This is a genomic window from Delftia sp. WSY_7 (assembly GCF_043104845.1).
GTDB lineage: Bacteria > Pseudomonadota > Gammaproteobacteria > Burkholderiales > Burkholderiaceae_C > Comamonas > Comamonas tsuruhatensis.
The window spans coordinates 652902-669046 of sequence record NZ_JBICLB010000034.1 but is presented as its reverse complement, the minus strand read 5'-3'; the positions used below and the strand labels follow the sequence as shown (position 1 = coordinate 669046).

Genomic DNA, 16145 nt, shown 5'->3' with positions numbered 1-16145 from the left:
TGCTCCTCGATCTCAGTTATTCATCACCCCCGCAGCCCCCGAAAAGGGCGCGCCCCAGACAACTGGCGTGCTCCAGACCAGGGACAGCGAGCAAGGGCCGCCCCGCCGCGAGGCTGTCGTCCCCCTGGGGGGGAAGGCGCGAAGCGACTCAGGGGGGACATATCAATTCCGGACGGGCTTGCCGGTGTTCAGCATTCCGAGAATGCGTTCATGGGTCTTCGGATGGCCGATCAGGTGGCAGAACGCCTTGCGTTCGAGCTTCATCAGATAGGCCTCGTCCACCAGGGTGCCAGCATCCACGTCGCCGCCGCAGACCACGTTGGCGATCAGGCTGGCCACATGCTGGTCGAACTCGCTGATGAAGCCGCCGTCACGCATGTTGACCAGCGAGCCCTTGATGGTGGCCACGCCGCTGCGTCCCGCCACGGGGAAGCTGCGCGGCAGCGGCGCGCGCCAGCCGCCTGCGGCCATGGACTTGGCCTCGTTGATGGCGACGAAGAGCAGCTCGTCCTTGTGCGGCACGATGAGGTCGCTGTCCAGCAGGTAGCCCAGCTTGCGCGACTCGATGGCACTGGTGCCCACCTTGGCCATGGCCGCGGCCGTGAAGCCTTCGGTCAGGAAGGGCAGCAGGTCCTTGCCCGTGCTGGTGGCGGCGTTCTCTGCCGCGCGGCGCGCGATATAGGTCAGGCCGCCCGCGCCGGGCACCAGGCCCACGCCGACTTCCACCAGGCCGATGTAGCTTTCCATGTGCGCCACGCGGCGCGCGCTGTAGACGGCCAGCTCGCAGCCGCCGCCCAGCGCCATGCCATGGATGGCCGCAACCACGGGCACCTGGGCGTAGCGGATGCGCAGCATGAGGTTTTGCAGCTCCTGCTCCACGCTTTCGATGGCGTCGGCGCCGCCGATCACGAAGGCCGGCATGGTGGCCTCCAGGTCGGCGCCCACGCTGAACGGCGCATCGCCCGACCAGATGACCATGCCCTGGAAGTCGGTCTCGGCCACGTCCACGGCTTCCATCAGCGCTTCCATGACTTCGGGGCTGATGGCGTGCATCTTGTTCTTGATGCTGGCGATCAGAATCTGGCCGTCCAGCGTCCAGGTACGCAGCGCCTTGGATTCGGCGATCGTGGTGCCGGCCGTCTTCCAGTCGGGCAGGCTGTCTTCGCCCAGCAGCTTCTCGGGGAAGATCTGGCGCTCGTAGACGGGCAGCACGCGGCGGGGCACGAATTGGCCCTTGGCGGGGCTCCACGAGCCCTGCGCCGTGTGCACGCCGCCGGCCTCGGCCACCGGGCCTTCGAAGACCCACTTGGGCAGAGGCGCCTTGCTCAATGCCTTGCCGGCATCGATGTCCTCCTGAACCATCTTCGCCACTTCCAGCCAGCCCGCTTCCTGCCACAGCTCGAACGGGCCCTGCTTCATGCCGAAGCCCCAGCGCATGGCCTGGTCCACGTCGCGGGCGGACTCCGCAATGCTCTCCAGGTGGATGGCCGCGTAGTGGAAGCTGTTGCGCAGGATGGCCCACAGGAAGCGGCCCTGCGCGCCCTCGGCATTGCGCAGCAGCTTCAGGCGCTCGGCCGCGGGCTTCTTGAGCATGCGGCCATAGACCTCGTCGGCCTTGCCGCCGGCGGGCACGTAGTCCTCGCTGTCCAGCTCGAACTGCAGGATGTCGCGGCCGACCTTCTTGTAGAAGCCCTTCTTCGCCTTCTGGCCGAGGTTGCCCAGCTCGATCAGCTTGGCCAGCACGGGCGGCGTGCCGAAGCTGCCGTAGAAGGGATCGGTCTCGGCGCTGAGGTTGTCCTGCAGCGTCTTGATCACATGGGCCATGGTGTCCAGGCCCACCACGTCGGCCGTGCGGAAGGTACCGCTGGATGCTCGGCCCAGCTTCTTGCCGGTGAGGTCATCGACCACGTCGAAGGTCAGTCCGAAGTTCTCGACCTCTTTCATCGTGGCCAGCATGCCGGCGATGCCGATGCGGTTGGCGATGAAGTTGGGCGTGTCCTTGGCGCGCACCACGCCCTTGCCCAGGCCGCTGGTGACAAAGGCTTCGAGCTGGTCCAGCACCACGGGCTGCGTGGTCGGCGTGGCGATCAGCTCCACCAGCGGCATGTAGCGCGGCGGGTTGAAGAAGTGGATGCCGCAAAAGCGCGGCTTGATCGCGTCGGGCAGCGCCTCGGACAGCTTGGTGATGGACAGGCCCGAGGTGTTGGACGCCACGATGGCGTGCTTGGCCACATGGGGCGCGATCTTGGTGTACAGATCGAGCTTCCAGTCCATGCGCTCGGCAATGGCCTCGATGATCAGGTCGCAGCCCTTGAGCAGCTTGAGGTGCTCCTCGTAGTTGGCGGGCTGGATCAGGTCCGCGTCCTCGGCCACGCCGATGGGCGAAGGCTTGAGCTTCTTGAGGTTGGCGATGGCGCGCTCGGCGATGCCGCTTTTCGGGCCTTCCTTGGCAGGCAGGTCGAACAGCACCACGGGCACCTTGACATTGACCAGATGGGCGGCGATCTGCGCACCCATCACGCCAGCGCCGAGCACGGCGACTTTCTTCACATTGAATCGGGACATGGATGTTCCACAAGTGGGAGGAAGGCGGCCGCTGCGGCCGCCCTCCGGAATGGTTACTGCACGCGCACCCAGGTCTGGGTGCGGCCGAAGGGGCCGATGGAGCCACGCACCTCGAGCTTGGCGCCGCCTTCGATGGGCGTCAGGCGCAGCGTGTAGGTCTTGCCGTTTTCGGGGTCGAGGATCTTGCCGCCTTCCCAGACGTCCTTGCCCTCGGCCTTCTTGGCGCCGCGGATGATCTCCAACCCCTTGAGCGGCTGGCCCTTGCGGTCGTCAGAACACTCGGTGCAGGTGGCGGCCGGATCGGCGCCCTTGCGCAGGATCTGCTCGATGCGTCCCGTGACCACGCCGTCGTTCTCGGCCACGCGGATCTCGGACTTGGCCTCGCCGCTCTTGTCGTCCACGCTCTTCCACAGGCCCACGGGCGTCATCTGCGCCTGCGCTGCGGCAGCCGTGAGGCCCAGGACCATTGCTGCCAGTGCTTGATATGCCTTCATTTCAAACCCCCTTCGCCTAGAAAGGCGCGCAGGCCACGCTGATGCGCACAGCCCGCGCTCCCATGTTGGAGTGAAGCCGTTCAGGCCAGCGCTGCGTCCGTGTCCATCAGCGACTTGCTGCCTGCGCGGGCCGTGCGCATGAGCGTGGCGGTCTCGGGCAGCAGCTTGGCGAAGTAGAAACGCGCGGTCTGCAGCTTGGCCTGGTAGAACGGGTCGGTATTGCCCTTGGCGATTTCGCGCAATGCCACCTGGGCCATGCGGGCGAAGAAGTAGCCGAACACCAGGTGGCCCGCCACACGCAGGTAGTCCACGGACGCGGCACCCACCTCGTCGGGGTTTTGCATGCCCTTGAAGCCGATCTCGGTGGTGAACTTGGTCATCTGGTCGCCCAGGTAGGCGATGGGATTGATGAACTCGGCCATCTTCTCGTTGACGCCCTCTTCCTCCACCAGTTGCGCCACCAGCTTGCCGAACTTCTTGAGCGATGCGCCCTGGTTGCCCAGCACCTTGCGGCCCAGCAGGTCCAGCGCCTGGATGCCGTTCGTGCCTTCATAGATCATGTTGATGCGCGCATCGCGCACGAACTGCTCCATGCCCCATTCGGTGATGAAGCCATGGCCGCCATAGACCTGCTGGCTCATGGTGGTGGCCGTCCAGCCGTTGTCGGTGATGAAGGCCTTGACGATGGGGGTCAGCAGCGCCACCAGCTCGGCGCTGTCCTTGCGCACCTTTTCGTCGGGGTGGTTGAACTCCTTGTCGATCAGGAAGGCGCAGTAGGTCACCAGCGCGCGGCCGCCTTCGGCATAAGCCTTGGCCGTCAGCAGCATGCGGCGCACGTCGGGGTGGACGATGATGGGGTCGGCCGGCTTGTCCTTGGCCTTGGTGCCCGACAGGCTGCGCATCTGCAGGCGGTCCTTGGCATAGGCCAGGGCGTTCTGGTAGGCCACCTCGGTCAGGCCCAGCGACTGGTTGCCCACGCCCAGGCGGGCGGCATTCATCATCACGAACATGGCCTGCAGACCCTTGTTCGGCTGGCCCACCAGGGTGCCGATGGCGCCGTCGATATTGATCTGAGCCGTGGCATTGCCATGGATGCCCATCTTGTGCTCCAGTGCGCCGCAGAAGATGGGGTTGCGCTCGCCCAGCGAGCCATCGGCCTTGACCACGAACTTGGGCACCACGAACAGGCTGATGCCCTTGGAGCCCGGGGGCGCATCGGGCAGGCGGGCCAGCACCAGATGGACGATGTTCTCTGTGAAATCGTGCTCGCCAGCGCTGATGAAGATCTTGTTGCCGGTGATCTTGTAGGTGCCCTCGGGCGCGCCGGCCACGGGCTCGGCCTTGGTGCGCAGCAGTCCCAGGTCGGTGCCGCAATGGGGCTCAGTCAGGCACATGGTGCCGGTCCACTCGCCGCTGGTCAGCTTGGGCAGGTACAGCTTCTTTTGCTCTTCCGTGCCATGCACATGCAGGGCCTCGTAGGCGCCGTGCGACAGCCCGGGGTACATGGTCCAGGCCTGGTTGGCGCTGTTGAGCATCTCGTACAGCGCCGAGTTCACCGCAAAGGGCAGGCCCTGGCCGCCATAGGCCGTGTCGCAGGACAGCGAAGGCCAGCCGCCTTCCACGTACTTCTGGTAGGCCTCCTTGAAGCCCTTGGGCGTGGTGACCTCGTGGGTTTCCTTGTTCAGCACGCAGCCCTCGGCATCGCCGCTGATGTTCAGCGGAAAAGTCACATTGGCCGCGAACTTGCCCGCCTCTTCCAGCACGGCGTTGATGGTGTCGGCATCGACCTCGGCATGCGCCGTCATCTGCCGGTAGTCATCCGTGACCTTGAACACCTCGTGCATGAGGAATTGCATGTCGCGCAGGGGCGGGTTGTAGCTGGGCATTTGTCTTCTCCTGTGTTGGCGGGGTTTGCAGTGGATGCGGTGAAAACGGTGAAACTGAAAAATCAGGTCGGGCTGGCGTAGCGCGCCAGGATGCTCTCGAAGCCGTCGATGGCGCGCTGCATGGAGCCTTCGTTGCGCAGGAAGCGCGCCTCGTAATGCAGGGCCAGGATCAGGCCGTGGATCTCGAACAGTAGCTGGTTCTCGTCCAGGTCGGCACGCAGGTCGCCGCATTCGCGGCACTGCACGATGGTGCGGCGCATGGCTGCGTGCCAGGTCTGGACCGAGGCCGTCAGCGCATCGCGCACCGGCCCCGTGCGGTCATCGAACTCCACGGCGCCGCTGATATAGATGCAGCCCGAGTCCAGCTCGATCGAAGTGCGCTTCATCCAGTTGTCGAACAGCGCGCGCAGACGCGCCACGCCGCGCGGCGCCTGAAGCGCCGGGAAGAACACTTCCTGCTCGAAACGGTCGTGGTATTCATGCACCACGGAAATCTGCAGCTCCTCGCGCGAGCCAAAATGCGCGAACACGCCCGACTTGCTCATGCCCGTCAGCTCGGCCAGAGCGCCGATAGACAGGCCCTCAAGGCCGATGTGCGTGGCCAGGTTGAGGGCAGCCTCCACAATGGTGGCCTTGGTCTGCTGCCCCTTGTGCAGCGCGCGGCGCGGCGCGGGCGCAGCGGCTTCGTGCACGGAAGAGCCGGCCTTGGGATCGGCATTGGAGTTGGCCTGAGAGCGGGCGGCGCGGCGTGGGGCGGAAACGCTGGACATGCGAAATTCTTGTTAAAACGAACGTTCGTGCTATTTTGCATGGAAAGCTTGTCGCGGCGAAGACATGCGGGGGAAAACACCTAGCAACCCGAATCCCACTCCACCGCGTGCCCATGAAAAAAGCCACCGGCGCAAGCGGGTGGCTTTGCTGCAAAGCGGACCCTGGGGTCCGCTGGGCCGTGTTCAGACCATCAAGGCCAGGCTGGCTTCCAGATGCTCGGTCGGCAGGCGGCGGAAACCCGAGCGTGCGTAGCGCTGCAGGCGGCCCAGCGCGAACGACGTCAGCACGCTGGCGGCGACCTGGGCATCGACCGTCGGGGCGGAGGAGCCCAGCGCACCGGCGGCGGGGCGCAGGCACTGGCGCAGCGTGGATTCGATGCGGTCGAAGAACTGGTTCATGCGGGCCTGCAGGCGCTCGTGCTCGAAGACGATGGCATCGCCCACCATGACGCGCACCATGCCGGGGTTACGCTCGCCGAACTGCAGCACCAGCGAGATCACGCGGCTGGCCTGGCGCATGCCATCCACTGCGGGACGCTCTTCCTCCGGCACATCCCGCCCGACGATCTGCTGCACCAGCGTGAAGACGGATTGCTCGATGAACTCGATCAGGCCTTCGAACATCTGTGCCTTGCTGGCGAAGTGGCGGTACAGGGCCGCCTCGCTGACGCCCAGGTGAGCGGCCAGTGCTGCCGTGGTGATGCGTTCTGCGCCGGGCTTTTCCAGCATGGCCGCAAGCGCCTGCAGGATCTGCTCGCGCCGCTCCCCGGGTTTGGGGCGTTTGCGCGCAGGCGTGGGGGCGGAAGCGGAGGCGGCTTCGTCGGAAACGACATCAGCGCCAGGAGCGGATAAAGGCGACAGGACTTCAGACTCGGACATAAGCAGATCAACTATTTGTAAGTAATTCTCTCACAGCCCTCGGCGGCAACTCCGCACAAAGCTGTCCCCATGAGCGCAACCGTCAGGATCGCGTCCCTGTTGGCTGTGCTGCTACTGTTTCCGAGAGCACGGCCGGCATTTGCAATGGAAGCTCCAAGCGTACCAGCAGGCCCTTGCCCTGCGCGCCAGCGCCAAAGGCCAGAGTGCCCTGGTGCAACAGGGCGATTTCATCGGCAATCGCCAATCCCAGCCCCGTTCCATCGCCGGACGCACCCTGGGCGCGGTAAAAGCGCTGCGTGATCTGCGAGCGCTCGGCCTCGGGCACGCCGGGGCCATCGTCCTCGATCTCCAGGAAGGCCCACCCTGGCGGCTCATCCGCAGACTGCCCCGCGCCATGGTACATGCCGCAGCGCAGCGTGACGCTACCGCCGGGCGGCGTGTACTTGATGGCGTTGTCCACGAGATTGGACACCAGTTCGCGCAGCAGCCAGCTGTGGCCCCAGACACTGGCCGGAGCAACGTCAAGGCCGAAGTCCAGCCCCTTGGCGCTGGCCTGGTCGAAGAACATTTCCAGCATGCTTTCGCACAGGTCCTTGAGGTCCACCTGCTGCAGCGGCTGGACTTCGGCATTGCGGGCGTCGGCACGTGACAGCGCCAGCAGCTGGCGTGCCAGCTGCGAGGTGCGCCGCGTGGCGTCGCGCAATTGCTCGATCTGCGTCACGCTGAGCACCACCTGGGCCTCGGTGCCCTTGCGCCTCGCCTCGGCCTGGGCAGCCTGCGCGCTCAGCGCCCAGGCCTCGACCTGGGCTTGCAAGGCCGCCAGAGGCGTGCGCAATTGATGGGCGGCATCGGCCACAAAGCGCCGCTGGCCTTCGGCCTGGGCGTTGACCAGTGCAAACAATCGGTTGAGCGAGCGCACCAGCGGGCGGACCTCGGCCGGCGAGCTGTGCTCAGAGATGGGACTGAGGTCGCGCGGCGAGCGCCGCTCCACAGCCTGGGTCAGGGTCAGCAGCGGCCGGAAGGCCCGGCTGACCGACCAGTAGATGGCGATGCCAGCGCCCGCGATCAGCAGAACGCTGGGCAGCAGCACATGCAGCAGCAACTGGCGCACCCATTGCTGGCGTACGTCGCCACCGTCGGCCAGCACGAGCACCATTTCACCGGCGCCATAGGTTTCGGCGCGCATGACGGCCACGCGGTAGGTCAGGCCGTCATGCTCCTGGCTGTGGAACTCGGCCAGCGGCGTGGAAGGCACATCGAAGCGGATCCAGGTGTCGCCGGCAACGACATGGCCCTGCAGGTCGCCCACGGCATATCCGACGTCGTTGCCGCGCTGGCGCAAGACTTCCTCGATGGCGGGCGTCAGCGCGACCAGCGGCGGCGTTCCCTCGGCAATCGACGGTGCCAGCACGGAGTCGGCCAGCGCGGGCAGCAGGCGCAAAAGGCGCTGGTCATGCTGGGTGGAGGCCTCGTCTGCCGAGCGGTAGCCGAACCAGCCGCCCATCAGCGCCAGCAGCGTCAGCGGCACCACCAGCAGCACCAGCAGGCGAAGTCGCAGATTGGCTGTCATGGGCGGTCAGCGCCTGGGGCCATGCGCCATGTCCGCATCAGGCAACGGTATGCGAGAGTTCCAGCCGATAGCCGAAGCCCCGGATGGAGCGCAGGGCCACGCCGTGCGGCTCCAGCTTGCTGCGCAGGCGAGAGACATAGACCTCGACCGCATTGGGCGTGATCTCTCGGTCCCAGCCCGTGAGCGCCTGCAGCAGCTTGTCCTTGCTGGCCGGCTTGGGCGCGTGGATCAGCAGGTATTCCAGCACGGTCCATTCGCGCGGGCCCAGGTCGATGGGCAGCAGCTTTCCCTCGCTCTCATCGTCTTGTGCAGGCTGGCGCGCGCCGGCGCGGCGGCCTGCCGTGTCCAGCTCGATGGGACCGAAGCTGAGGACGGCCGATGTGGCTGCCTGTGATCGGCGCAGCAGCGCGCGCAGCCGGGCCAGCAGTTCAGGAAGCTCGAAGGGCTTGACCATGTAGTCGTCGGCGCCCTGGTCCAGGCCCTGCACGCGGTCCTGCAGCGCGTCGCGCGCCGTCAGAATCAGCACGGGCATGGCCGAGCTCTCCACCGCGCTGCTGCGCAGGCGGCGCGTGAGCTCCAGCCCGTCGATACCGGGCAGGCCGATGTCGATCACGGCCAGGTCGAAGGCTTCCTGAGCCAGCACCTCCAGGGCGCGCTCGGCACTGCCGACCCAGTCCACGGCATACCCCGCATCGGACAGCCCCAGCTTGATGCCGCTGGCCACCATCACATCGTCTTCCACAAGAAGCAAACGCATATCAAACCTAAAAAACAAAAGCCGCCCAAAGGCGGCTTGCAGCAGACCGGCCCAGGCCGTCAGACCACGCCCGGGCCATGCGCGATGGTAACGCGAACCGCAAAGTCCGCGCCATCGGGCCTCAATGGCTGCGGATCATGGTGCCGTAGGCCTGGTCGGTCAGGATTTCCAGCAGCATGGCATGCGGCACGCGGCCATCGATGATGTGCACGGCGTTGACGCCGGCCTTGGCGGCATCCAGGGCGCCGCTGATCTTGGGCAGCATGCCACCCGAGATGGTGCCGTCTGCGAACAGGGCGTCGATCTCGCGTGCCGTGAGGTCGGTCAGCAGGCTGCCGGCCTTGTCCAGCACGCCGGGGGTGTTGGTCAGCAGCACCAGCTTTTCGGCCTGCAGCACGGTGGCCAGCTTGCTGGCGACAACGTCGGCGTTGATGTTGTAGCTCTCGTTTTCCTCGCCAAAGCCGATGGGGCTGATCACGGGGATGAAGGCGTCATCCTGCAGCGCGCGCACCACGCTGGGGTCGATGGAGACGATGTCGCCCACCTGGCCCACGTCGTACTCGATGTTCGGATCCTTGTTGTCGACCATCTTGAGCTTGCGTGCGCGGATCAGGCCACCATCGCGCCCTGTCAGGCCCACAGCCTTGCCACCGGCCTGGTGGATCAGGCCCACGATGTCCTGCTGCACCTCGCCGGCCAGCACCCATTCCACGACTTCCATGGTCTCCGCGTCGGTCACGCGCATGCCCTGGATGAACTCGCCCTTCTTGCCCAGGCGGTTCAGGGCCGTCTCGATCTGCGGCCCGCCGCCATGCACCACCACCGGATTCATGCCCACCAACTTCAGCAGCACCACGTCTTCCGCGAAGTCGGCCTGCAGGGCCGGATCGGTCATGGCGTTGCCGCCATACTTGATGACCATGGTCTTGCCATGGAACTTGCGGATGTAGGGCAGGGCCTGGGCGAGGATTTCGGCCTTGTCGCGGGGGGCAATCGAGAGGATATCGTTCATGGTGCTAGCCCGGGGGCGTGGAAGTAGTCAACAACAAGGCGGGCATTGTGCCGCAACTGCGCCGCAGTGTTGCATGCCCGGATGACGGAACGCCCATGGCGCCTGGTCATCATCCATTGTTCTGCATCCAGCCCGGCAGCTTGAAGCGCACGATGGCCAGATAGGCGATCACATAGCTGACCACAAACAGCAGGCAGAACCCCACCAGAACGGGCGTGTTGCTCCAGAACAGCAATGCCGGCACCACGGTCAGCAGCGTGAAGGCCCACAGGTAGGGAGAAGTCCGGTTATTGCGACGCAGCATGCGCCGTGCCAGATCGTCGTCGAACACGCCACGCACGATGCGCCGGTAGATCAACTGGTGGAAATGCAGGGCATCCGCCATGCCCGGCGACATGCCGCGCATCAGCTTGCGGTAAATGGAAAACACCGTCTCCCAGACCGGATAGATCAGCAGCAGCATGGGAAACCATGGCGAGACTGCGGAATTGCGCTGCACCAGGGCAATGCTGGCCAGGGCAATCGCCAGGCCCCAGACATAGGCTCCGCCATCGCCGGCAAACATCATGCCGCGCGGGTAGTTCCAGACCAGGAAGCCGCAGGTGGCGGCGGCCAGCGTCACCAGCATGGCGGCCAGCGTGCGGTCGCCCACCTGCAAGGCCACATGGGCCAGCGCCAGGCAGATGATGGTGGCCACCATGCCCGCCAGCCCGTTGTAGCCGTCGATGATATTGAAGGCATGGGGCAGGCCCGTCAGGGCCAGCACCGCAAGGCCCATGCCCAGCCAGGGCATGGCAGGACCCAGTGCCTGTTCCAGCCAGGGCCAGCCGAGCCGGGGCACGGTGAGGCCGCACAGCAAAACCGCCAGCACGGCGCTCAGCAGGGTCAGCACCAGCCGGTAGCGCACGCTCAGGCGCTGCGAGACATCCTCGATGACGCCGCCGACCACGGCCGGCAGCATGGCGGCCAGGCATACGACGACCCACAGCTGCATGCGCAGCGACGAAGGATCTCCGCGCATGCTCAGCCAGGTGCCGACTCCCCAGGAAACAGCCAGCCCGAGGTACATGGGCACGCCCCCCAGCCGGGGCACCTCGCCCATGTGGAAACGCTGAGGCTTGTCGTATCCGTAGGAGGACGTTGCGGACCGCCGGGCCCAGCGCAGCAGCAGCGCACAGCCGATGAAGGAGACCATGAAGGCCAGTACCGACATCCAGATCACGATGGTTCTCCACGCAGGCTGCGCAGCGATGGCGCTGCCTGCGGCAGGGCCCTGGCCTTGCGGTAAGCCGGCCGGCTCCACAGCCGCAGCAGACTGGCCACGTGCCATGCGCCATGGCGCAAGCTGCGCCGGCTCGCCCTCTGGCCCGCATGGACCACAGGCAAACCGCCGCGCCTGAGTTCTCCGCCCAGCACCCGCAGGCGAAGGCACAGATCCACATCCTCACAATACATATAGAAACCTTCGTCAAACCCACGCAGCCGCAGCCAACTGTCCCGGCCCAGCACCAGGCAGGCCGCATTCACCCATTCCACACGCCGCTCCACGCGCCCGCGCAGCTTGCGCCGCAGCAAATTCCACAGCGATGGCAGCTCCCGTTCGAAATCCTGCAGCGCGCCGTCTTCACCGATCTGCGGGGGATAGGCCAGGGCCAGTCCCGGACGGGCCACCAGCGCCAGAAGGTCTTGCAACGGCTCCTCCTGCTCGCTCCAGAACACATCGGGATTGATCACGCAGACAAACGGCTCCCGTGCGCTCGCCAGCGCCCGGTTGTGGTTGCAGCCGAACCCCAGAGGCTGCGCATTGCGCCGGATCTCCAGAGCAAAGGGCCAGCCGGCCACGGGCGCCTGGGGCTCCGCCTCGGGAATGTTGAGCGTCAACACCACACGGGACACCGGCGCAACGCGCGCCGAAGCCAGGCACTCAAGCAGCCTCTGGATATGAGCGCCATGTCCGTGACTCACCACCGACACGACCAACGATGAACCCATCAATGCCGCCCTTCAGATCTTCAAATTCCCGCACGGGAATCACGCGCCGCAGAAACGGCGGCACAGAGTATTCCGCCGACAGCCTTCGTCAAGCGTCAGCGGCCATGCCGTAATGCAAAAAAATGCAACAGCCGCGCAATATGTCATTACCCGGCCATGCCATGCAGTCACTGCAGTGGCCGGGATTATGATGCGCGACAATCTGCCGCCCGGACTTCCGGGATTTTTTGCGCCCTGACGTGGGCGCAGCTTGCTGCCCGCTGCGGACTGGCCAAGGCCGTCTGGCATGAATGAATACGGCCGCGGCACCTGCTCCCAGCGGAGAGATTGCCCGGCACCCCTTTTCCTATGACCACACCCATTCCCGATCCCCACGTCTACCTGCGCACCGTCGATCTGAACGAGCGCACGTCGCTGTCCGTGCTGGCCGGCCATGTCCGGGCCCAGGCGCACATACTGGATCTGGGTTGCGGCAGCGGCGCGCTGGGCGCCTTTCTCGCCGAGCACAAGCAATGCGTCTGCGACGGCGTCACCCTGAGCCAGGAAGAGGCACGCCATGCAGCGCCCTTCTACCGCCATGTCCATGTGGCCGACCTGGAAGACTGCGACCTGGACCAGCTCTTCGGCGAAGCACGCTATGACTACATCGTCTGCGCCGACGTGCTGGAGCACCTTCGCCAGCCCGAGCGCGTCCTGGCTGCATGCCGCAAGCGGCTGACGCCCGAAGGCCGTCTGCTGATCTCCGTGCCCAATGCAGGCTACAGCGGCCTGGTGGCAGAACTGCTGCATGGCGAATTCCGCTACCGCGAAGAAGGCCTGCTGGACCGCACCCACCTGCGTTTTTTCACGCGGCGCTCGCTGTCGCGCTTTCTGGCCGAGCAAGGCTGGCAGGTGGACGACATCGACACCATCGAACGGGCGCTCCCCGAATCCGAATTCCGCGTCGCCTACGACAGCCTGCCCCCTGCCGTTGCCCGCCACCTGCTGGCCACACCCGATGCACTGGCCTACCAGTTCATCGCCAGTGCCGCCCCGGTGGCCCAGGCACAGGCCATCGAGCCGCCGGTGAACTATCCACAGGCACATGCCCTATTCACGGCACAGCTCTACATGGCACGCGCTGGCCGCTATGACGAAGAAAGCAAGCTCTCCACCACGGGCATCATTGGCCAGGCACGCCAGACACTGCGCTTTGCGCTGCCCGACCACAACACTTCACTGAGCCATCTGCGTCTGGACCTGGCCGACCGGCCGGGCTTCATACACCTGCATCGGCTGGCCTTGCTCGATGCGCAAGGCGCCGTCGTCTGGCAATGGCTGCCAGAGGATTCGGACGCAGCCCTGCTGGGGCAACGCCCGCATCATCAGCTCGTGTGGAATGGACTTCATCCGGCAGGCGCCTTCTCGCTGATGCTGCTTCTGACCGGCGATGACCCCTGGTTCGAACTGCCCATTCCTGCAGAAACCCTGGCTGCACTGCGTGGCGCCTCGCTGGAGATCGAGATGGGATGGCCCATGTCGGCCGACTATCTGGCGCTGGCGGGCGCCGTGCAGCCGCTTGAACGGCAGATCGCGCAGGAGCGCAGCCGGGCCAATGATCTGCAGGATCAACTGCACACCCAGCAACTGTTGCATGAACAGCAGCATGCGGAAACCCTTAGCCGGCTCACCAATGAGCTTCAAGGACTGAATGTTGAGATTCAGCACAAGAGTGACTCCATCAAGGGCCTTTCGCATCGAAATGCTCTGCTAGAAGAGAGCCACGCGGCACAAAGCAAGGAACGCGCCATCTGGCAGCAAGAGGCCACCCGCGTGCAGCGGGACTTCGCGCGCCTGGAGCAGCACCTGCGCGATATCGAGAACTCCACCGTCTTCCGGGCCACGCGCCCTCTCGTCCACGCCAAGATGCGCATTGACCGCCTGCTGGGCCGCACGCCCGTGCCTGCCCCTGTCCTCCACACACCCGTGCCCCAGCCGATGCCGCAGCAACCCGTCGATGTGATCGTGCCCGTGTACCGCGGCCTGGACGACACGCGCAACTGCATCGAATCCGTTCTGGCCAGCCCCTGCCGCACGCACTGGCAACTCGTGGTCATCAACGATGCCAGCCCGGAGCCCGAAGTCACGGCCTGGCTGCGCGAGAAGGCTGCGCAGGAGCCCCGCATCACTTTGCTGGAGAACGAGGAGAACCTCGGCTTCGTCGGCACCGTCAACCGCGGCATGGCGCTGAACACCGCCCATGACGTGCTGCTGCTCAACAGCGACACCGTGGTTGCCAATGACTGGCTGGACCGCATCCGCCAGGCTGCCTACGGAGATGCACGCATCGCCTCCGTCACGCCGTTTTCCAACAACGCCACCATCTGCAGCTACCCGCGCTTTTGCGAGGGCAACGACCTGCCGCCCGGCATGGATACGGCCGCCATCGACGCACTGTGCGCGCGCACCAATCCCGGCCAGGTGGTGGACGTGCCGACCGGCGTGGGCTTTTGCATGTACATCCGCCGCGACAGCCTGAACGCCGTCGGCCTGTTCGACACCGAGCACTTCGGCAAGGGCTATGGCGAGGAAAACGACTTCTGCCAGCGTGCCGCAGCCGCTGGCTGGCGCAACCTGCATCTGCTGGACACCTTCGTGCTGCACACAGGCGGCGTGAGCTTCGGAGAAAGCAAGAGCCCGCGTGAACGTGCCGCCATGGAAACCCTGCGCAGGCTGCATCCGCGCTACGAAGCCGATGTCATGGCCTTCGTCCAGGCGGATCCCGCATGTACGGCTCGCTTGGCAATAGATGTGGCTCGCCTGCAGGCAGACGCCGCGCACCTGCCGGTGGTGCTTTCCGTCCTGCATGATCGAGCGGGCGGCACCGTTCGCCATGTGCGCGAACTGGCGCAGCATCTGCAAGGCAAGGCCCTGTTCCTGACCCTGTCTCCTGCTGCAGGCGGCGCCGTGGTGCTGCGCCGCGCCGAAGAGAAAGAAGCCTTCGAGCTGGCCTTCCGCGTCGCCGACCAGATGGAGGAACTGGTGCAGGCCCTGCGCCAGCTTGGCGTGGTTCATGTGCACTACCAGCACCTGCTGGGCCACAGCGAAGCCATCCTGGACCTTCCCGCCCGCCTGGGTGCGGCCTATGACTTCACGACCCACGACTTCTACACCTACTGCAAGAACATATCGCTGACCGGCATAGACAACCGCTACATCGAACCGACACATGAAGGAGAGTGCGGCTGCTGCGAACCGGGAGACACCGCCCCCTACGCAGGCACCGTAGCCCAGTGGCGCCATCGCAATGCGCTGCTGCTGAACAATGCACGCCATGTACTCGCGCCCAGCCAGGACACGGCCGGCCGGATCGCCGGCTTCGCGCCCGGCGCGCGTGTCCAGGCGGTTGCCCACACCGACCTGCCGGCACAGCTGCCGGCTCCAACGGCGCGACCATTGGCCGAGACAGCCCCGCTCAAAGTCGTGGTCTTGGGTGCCATGAGCGCCATCAAGGGCGCCGACGTGCTGGAAGCCGTGGCGCAGGAGGCCGCCAAGCGTGGCGCACCCGTAGAGTTCCACTTGCTGGGCTACGGCTACCGCAGCCTGCAGACCCAGCCGCGCGCTCGCCTGACCGTGCATGGCGCCTACAAGGAAGAGGAGCTGCCTGCGCTGCTGGAGTGGCTGCAGCCCGACCTGGCCTGGTTCCCTGCGCAATGGCCGGAGACCTATAGCTACACGCTCAGCGCGTGCCTGGCTTCTGGCCTGCCTATCGTCGGCCCCGATATCGGTGCGTTTCCGGAGCGTCTTGCCGGGCGTGAATGGTCATGGGTCCACGCCTGGGATGCCAGCCCTGCACAATGGCTGGATTTCTTCGCCAAGGTACGTCAGGCGCATTTCATCGCCTCACAGGCACCGGAAACTCCTCCCGCGTCAGACATGCCGCAGGCGCTGGCTGGCGAAGCCTTCTATGGGCAAAGCTACCTGAAAGGCCTTCAGCCTTGCGAACAGGCCGTGCTCCAGCCCCTGCCCCAGGTTTTTCTGGCAACGCATCGCCTGCAGCGCGAAACCCATGTGGCCAGCTCAATGGCATTGGCCGCCCTGGCACGGTTGCGCTCCATGCCAGTCCTGCGCGGCGTGGCCAGGTGCATCCCCGCGCACTGGCAGCGGCGTGTCAAGAACTGGCTGCAGGCCTGAGCCCTGGACCATGAATTCGCAGGCGCCGCCAAGATGCCAAGGCCTGC

11 protein-coding genes are annotated in these 16145 nt (G+C 65.7%); 1 reads left to right on the top strand and 10 read right to left on the bottom strand.

Annotated features, from left to right (window positions below):
• Window positions 1-162: 162 nt before the first annotated feature.
• From ACF8ME_RS17845 to ACF8ME_RS17800, 10 genes are all read right to left on the bottom strand, one after another.
• On the bottom strand, window positions 163-2565 hold the full coding sequence (locus ACF8ME_RS17845; RefSeq protein ID WP_012203269.1) for a 3-hydroxyacyl-CoA dehydrogenase/enoyl-CoA hydratase family protein: 2403 nt from the start codon (window positions 2563-2565) through the stop codon (window positions 163-165).
• Window positions 2566-2618: 53 nt separating this feature from the next.
• Complete coding sequence (locus ACF8ME_RS17840; protein WP_012203268.1) at window positions 2619-3059, bottom strand: DUF2147 domain-containing protein; 441 nt, start codon at window positions 3057-3059, stop codon at window positions 2619-2621.
• Between the two features lie 80 nt (window positions 3060-3139).
• The gene (locus ACF8ME_RS17835) at window positions 3140-4945 is read right to left on the bottom strand and encodes an acyl-CoA dehydrogenase C-terminal domain-containing protein (RefSeq protein WP_392417633.1); all 1806 of its coding nucleotides are present in this window, start codon (window positions 4943-4945) and stop codon (window positions 3140-3142) included.
• A gap of 62 nt (window positions 4946-5007) precedes the next feature.
• Window positions 5008-5715, bottom strand: coding sequence for a TetR/AcrR family transcriptional regulator (locus tag ACF8ME_RS17830; RefSeq protein WP_017405916.1), 708 nt, complete (start codon window positions 5713-5715; stop codon window positions 5008-5010).
• A 183-nt stretch (window positions 5716-5898) separates the two neighbouring features.
• Complete coding sequence (gene slmA, locus ACF8ME_RS17825; RefSeq protein WP_012203254.1) at window positions 5899-6594, bottom strand: nucleoid occlusion factor SlmA; 696 nt, start codon at window positions 6592-6594, stop codon at window positions 5899-5901.
• Between the two features lie 82 nt (window positions 6595-6676).
• Window positions 6677-8164, bottom strand: a complete 1488-nt coding sequence (locus tag ACF8ME_RS17820) for an ATP-binding protein (RefSeq protein WP_016451814.1) — start codon at window positions 8162-8164, stop codon at window positions 6677-6679.
• Window positions 8165-8201: 37 nt separating this feature from the next.
• Complete coding sequence (locus ACF8ME_RS17815) at window positions 8202-8921, bottom strand: response regulator transcription factor (RefSeq protein WP_016446445.1); 720 nt, start codon at window positions 8919-8921, stop codon at window positions 8202-8204.
• 121 nt (window positions 8922-9042) lie between these two features.
• On the bottom strand, window positions 9043-9933 hold the full coding sequence (argB, locus tag ACF8ME_RS17810) for an acetylglutamate kinase (RefSeq protein ID WP_012203251.1): 891 nt from the start codon (window positions 9931-9933) through the stop codon (window positions 9043-9045).
• A 109-nt stretch (window positions 9934-10042) separates the two neighbouring features.
• Window positions 10043-11146, bottom strand: coding sequence for a glycosyltransferase family 4 protein (locus ACF8ME_RS17805; RefSeq protein WP_126311348.1), 1104 nt, complete (start codon window positions 11144-11146; stop codon window positions 10043-10045).
• A gap of 5 nt (window positions 11147-11151) precedes the next feature.
• A complete protein-coding gene (locus ACF8ME_RS17800) occupies window positions 11152-11925 on the bottom strand; it encodes a glycosyltransferase family 2 protein (protein WP_392417631.1) in 774 nt (257 codons plus the stop codon).
• Window positions 11926-12273: 348 nt separating this feature from the next.
• On the opposite strand from ACF8ME_RS17800, the gene ACF8ME_RS17795 reads away from it, so the two are divergent.
• Window positions 12274-16098, top strand: a complete 3825-nt coding sequence (locus ACF8ME_RS17795; RefSeq protein WP_392417629.1) for a methyltransferase domain-containing protein — start codon at window positions 12274-12276, stop codon at window positions 16096-16098.
• Window positions 16099-16145 lie beyond the last annotated feature (47 nt).

What these genes read in the sequence shown, in the direction of transcription:
- ACF8ME_RS17815 (WP_016446445.1), bottom strand. Translation starts at nt 8,921, where the DNA reads ATGCGTTTGCTTCTTGTGGAAGACGATGTGATGGTGGCCAGCGGCATC.
- argB (WP_012203251.1), bottom strand. Translation starts at nt 9,933, where the DNA reads ATGAACGATATCCTCTCGATTGCCCCCCGCGACAAGGCCGAAATCCTC.
- ACF8ME_RS17805 (WP_126311348.1), bottom strand. Translation starts at nt 11,146, where the DNA reads ATGTCGGTACTGGCCTTCATGGTCTCCTTCATCGGCTGTGCGCTGCTG.
- slmA (WP_012203254.1), bottom strand. Translation starts at nt 6,594, where the DNA reads ATGTCCGAGTCTGAAGTCCTGTCGCCTTTATCCGCTCCTGGCGCTGAT.
- ACF8ME_RS17845 (WP_012203269.1), bottom strand. Translation starts at nt 2,565, where the DNA reads ATGTCCCGATTCAATGTGAAGAAAGTCGCCGTGCTCGGCGCTGGCGTG.
- ACF8ME_RS17795 (WP_392417629.1), top strand. Translation starts at nt 12,274, where the DNA reads ATGACCACACCCATTCCCGATCCCCACGTCTACCTGCGCACCGTCGAT.
- ACF8ME_RS17840 (WP_012203268.1), bottom strand. Translation starts at nt 3,059, where the DNA reads ATGAAGGCATATCAAGCACTGGCAGCAATGGTCCTGGGCCTCACGGCT.
- ACF8ME_RS17830 (WP_017405916.1), bottom strand. Translation starts at nt 5,715, where the DNA reads ATGTCCAGCGTTTCCGCCCCACGCCGCGCCGCCCGCTCTCAGGCCAAC.
- ACF8ME_RS17800 (WP_392417631.1), bottom strand. Translation starts at nt 11,925, where the DNA reads ATGGGTTCATCGTTGGTCGTGTCGGTGGTGAGTCACGGACATGGCGCT.
- ACF8ME_RS17835 (WP_392417633.1), bottom strand. Translation starts at nt 4,945, where the DNA reads ATGCCCAGCTACAACCCGCCCCTGCGCGACATGCAATTCCTCATGCAC.
- ACF8ME_RS17820 (WP_016451814.1), bottom strand. Translation starts at nt 8,164, where the DNA reads ATGACAGCCAATCTGCGACTTCGCCTGCTGGTGCTGCTGGTGGTGCCG.